Annotated in this window: 3 protein-coding genes; 1 reads left to right on the forward strand and 2 read right to left on the reverse strand. The window is 58.0% G+C overall.

Annotated features, from left to right (window positions below):
• Positions 1-190 precede the first annotated feature (190 nt).
• Positions 191-1411: a CaiB/BaiF CoA-transferase family protein gene (locus ACIOVB_RS20225; protein ID WP_187680760.1), complete on the reverse strand. Its 1221-nt coding sequence runs from the start codon at positions 1409-1411 to the stop codon at positions 191-193.
• Positions 1412-1424: 13 nt separating this feature from the next.
• A complete protein-coding gene (locus tag ACIOVB_RS20230) occupies positions 1425-2606 on the reverse strand; it encodes an acyl-CoA dehydrogenase (RefSeq protein WP_095190295.1) in 1182 nt (393 codons plus the stop codon).
• A 158-nt stretch (positions 2607-2764) separates the two neighbouring features.
• Between ACIOVB_RS20230 and ACIOVB_RS20235 the strand changes: the two genes are divergently transcribed.
• Positions 2765-3664 carry a LysR family transcriptional regulator gene (locus ACIOVB_RS20235; protein WP_401270745.1) on the forward strand — a complete coding sequence of 300 codons (900 nt, stop codon included), beginning with the start codon at positions 2765-2767 and terminating at the stop codon, positions 3662-3664.
• Positions 3665-4014: the final 350 nt, after the last annotated feature.

The following is a 4014-nucleotide window of genomic DNA, read 5'->3' on the forward strand; positions in this document are numbered from 1 at the left end:
GTAACTCATTGAATCTCAAGGAGTTTTCCGTTTCGACTGCGCCGGAAGTGGGGCGAATTATAGACTTCCAGAATCTGCCGTCAACACCTATTTTCGCTTTTCTTTCAATCACTTGCAGACCGGTTAAAAAACACCCAAATTCTTCTCTATATAGGAAGCAAACGGTATTCCTTCTATATAGAAGGAATCGTCAGACCACTCCTCCCTCCTTCAACGCGGCAACCGCACCCGCGCCCAAGCCCAGTACCCGCTGCAAAACCTCCAGCGTGTGCTCGCCCAATAAAGGAGGCGCCCGGTGATACTCGACCGGCGTCTCAGACAGCCGGATAGGGCTGGCCACCTGAGGCACCATCCCCGCCAACGCATGCGGCAACTCAATCGCCAACCCACGCGCCTTCACTTGCGGATCCTCGAACACCTGGGACAGATCATTGATCGGTCCACACGGCACACCAGCCTGCTCCAACTGGGCCACCCATTCAGCCGTGGTCTTGAACACCGTCGCCTGCCGGATGAGGGGAATCAACACCGCCCGGTTCGCCACCCTCAGCTTATTAGTAGTGAAACGCGGATCATCGGCCCACTGTGGCTGCCCCGCCACTTCAGCGAACTTGCGGAATTGCCCGTCATTACCCACGGTCAGAATGAAATCACCATCAGCCGTCGGGAAGTCCTGATAAGGCACGATGTTGGGATGTGCGTTACCAAGACGCTTGGGCGCATTGCCCGTAGTCAGGTAGTTCATCGCCTGGTTAGCCAGACACGCGACCTGCACATCCAGCAACGCCATATCAATGTGCTGGCCACCGCCATCGTGGTCGCGATGAGCCAGTGCCGCGAGGATCGCCACCGCTGAATAAAGACCGGTCAGAATATCCGTCAGCGCCACACCGACCTTCACCGGCCCGGCGCCCTCATCACCCTCAGGCCGACCGGTCAGACTCATCAGCCCGCCCAGCCCCTGGATCATGAAGTCATAGCCCGCGCGCTTGGCGTAAGGCCCGGTCTGACCAAACCCCGTGATCGAGCAATAAATCAGATCCGGATTGATCGCCTTCAGCGATTCATAATCCAATCCATAAGCCGCCAGTCCACCCACCTTGAAGTTCTCGATCAGGATGTCGGACTTGGCCGCCAGCTCCCGCACAAGCTTCTGCCCTTCCGGGCGGGTGAAGTCGATGGTCACCGATTGCTTGTTGCGGTTGGCCGACAGGTAGTAAGCCGCTTCTGACGTGTTCTCGCCATAAGCATCTTTGAGGAACGGCGGCCCCCAGGCGCGCGTGTCGTCACCATTGCCCGGGCGCTCGACCTTGATCACTTCGGCGCCAAGGTCGGCGAGGATCTGCCCGGCCCACGGCCCGGCCAATACTCGCGATAAATCCAGTACCCGCAGATGCGACAGCGCGCCCATGGTCGCTCTCCTATTAATAGAACGCCTGCAGACCGGTTTGCGCACGCCCCAGGATCAACGCGTGAACGTCGTGGGTCCCTTCATAGGTATTCACCACTTCCAGGTTAACCAGATGACGGGCCACGCCGAACTCATCGGAGATACCGTTGCCGCCCAACATGTCGCGCGCCATACGGGCGATATCGAGCGACTTGCCGCACGAGTTGCGCTTCATGATCGAAGTGATTTCCACGGCAGCCGTGCCTTCATCCTTCATGCGACCCAGACGCAGGCAGCCTTGCAGCGCCAGAGTGATCTCGGTCTGCATGTCGGCCAGCTTCTTCTGGATCAACTGAGTGGCGGCCAATGGGCGACCAAACTGGTGGCGATCCAGGGTGTATTGGCGGGCGGTGTGCCAGCAGAACTCAGCAGCACCCAGTGCGCCCCAGGAAATGCCGTAACGCGCGGAGTTGAGGCAAGTGAATGGTCCTTTCAGACCGCGCACGTCCGGGAAGATGTTTTCTTCCGGTACGAATACGTTGTCCATCACGATCTCACCGGTGATCGAAGCACGCAGGCCGACCTTGCCGTGAATCGCCGGCGCGCTCAGCCCCTTCCAGCCCTTCTCCAGCACGAAGCCTCGAATGTCGCCGGCATCGTCCTTGGCCCACACCACGAACACATCAGCGATCGGGCTGTTGGTGATCCACATTTTCGCGCCGGTCAGGCTGTAGCCACCGTCGACCTTGCGTGCGCGAGTAATCATCGCTCCCGGGTCAGAACCGTGGTTAGGCTCGGTCAGTCCGAAGCAACCGATCCATTCGCCGGACGCCAGTTTTGGCAGGTATTTCTGTTTCTGGGCTTCGGTGCCGAATTCGTTGATCGGCACCATCACCAACGAGGACTGCACGCTCATCATCGAGCGATAGCCGGAATCGACACGCTCCACTTCACGGGCAATCAAGCCGTAGCTGACATAGTTGAGGCCGCTGCCACCGTATTGCTCAGGGATGGTTGCACCCAACAGGCCGACTTCGCCCATCTCACGGAAGATCGCCGGGTCAGTCTTCTCATGGCGGAAGGCTTCGAGGACACGCGGTGCGAGGCTCTGTTGAGCGAACTGCTCGGCGGTGTCGCGGATCATGCGCTCTTCCTCGGTGAGCTGTTGATCCAGCAGCAGGGGATCGATCCAGTTGAAGCTAGCTTTACCGCCCATGAGTGTGTCCTCGCAAATCGGGTGAATTAACGTGGCATTGATCCTAGGCGCGGTTAGCCGTCGCAGCAAACGAGGATTTCGCATTCTGTTGTGCTAATTTCTCACTCCGAAACGTCGCTGAATGCCTTTTACGCGGCGCATTAGTGAGATTGACGTATATGCGCAGGAAGATCCCTAGCACCACCGCCCTGATCAGCTTCGAAGCCGCCGCTCGCCACGAGAGCTTCACCAAGGCCGCCGAAGAACTTTCACTCACGCAGGGCGCCATTTGCCGACAGATCGCCAGCCTTGAGGATTTCCTCAGCGTGGAACTGTTCCGACGCTCACGACGCGGTGTGAAGCTGACCGAAGCAGGACTTTCCTACAGCCGCCGGGTGGCCACGCAACTCGATGCGGTGGAGCGCGATACGTTGTCAGTGATGGGCCAGCAGGGCACCAATGTGATCGAGTTGGCGGTGGTGCCGACCTTCGGCACGCAATGGCTGCTGCCAAGGCTCAAGGATTTCCAGCTCAAGCATCCGGAAGTCACCGTCAACCTCACCAACCGCACTCGCCCGTTCCTGTTTGCCGATACCGACTTCGACGCGGCGATCTACTTTGGCGATGCTGACTGGTCCGGTACCGAATCCCACAGGCTGATGGGCGAAAATCCGATGCCGGTGTGCAGCCCCGCCCTACTCGGCAACAAGACACATCTGACAGCCGATGAGATTGCCGAACTACCACTTCTACAGCAGACCACTCGCCCTTACGCTTGGCGCCAGTGGTTCTACTCGCAACACCTGAATATCCCTCGCGACATGACAGGCCCGCGCTACGAGCTATTCTCCATGCTGGCTCAGGCGGCCATGCACGACATGGGTATCGCGCTGATCCCACCGTTCCTGATCCAGCGCGAATTGGCCGAGAACCGCCTGGTGATTGCCAACCCGCAGGCACTCTCCAGCATCAAGGCGTATTACCTGATGATTCCGGAGCGAAAGGTCGAATCGGCGTCTCTGAAGGCATTTCGCGACTGGTTGGTAAATCAAGCGCAGAGCTACAGCCTAGAGGGATAAAGGCTCACAGCCATACCTAACCCCGTAGTCAGAAAACCAAAAGCCCTACAGATATAAGTATTTGTCGCATATTCAGCGACTGTATCCGAAAGTCGTACAGACGTCCCACAAGCGCCTGCCGACGTGGCTTTGAGCCTTCACGCGCGACTCATCACGGCTTATTCACGTCGCCGATGAGAAATTTTTTCAAATTCAGCCAGAATCCTTACAAGGCACGGCCTGCAAGGGATTCAACCGGTTATCTGCGACATTCGGTCACGGGATGACTTGTAGTTAATTTTCCGTCACCCGTCATAATCCCTTGAAGGGCATAAAGTTCGCCTGCAAAATGCCGCGCCCCGCCCTGATTT

Source organism: Pseudomonas sp. NPDC087639, assembly GCF_044743385.1.
GTDB lineage: Bacteria > Pseudomonadota > Gammaproteobacteria > Pseudomonadales > Pseudomonadaceae > Aquipseudomonas.

Coding starts and splice junctions, on each gene's coding strand:
- ACIOVB_RS20225 (WP_187680760.1), bottom strand. CDS start 1,411: ATGGGCGCGCTGTCGCATCTGCGGGTACTGGATTTATCGCGAGTATTG.
- ACIOVB_RS20230 (WP_095190295.1), bottom strand. CDS start 2,606: ATGGGCGGTAAAGCTAGCTTCAACTGGATCGATCCCCTGCTGCTGGAT.
- ACIOVB_RS20235 (WP_401270745.1), top strand. CDS start 2,765: ATGCGCAGGAAGATCCCTAGCACCACCGCCCTGATCAGCTTCGAAGCC.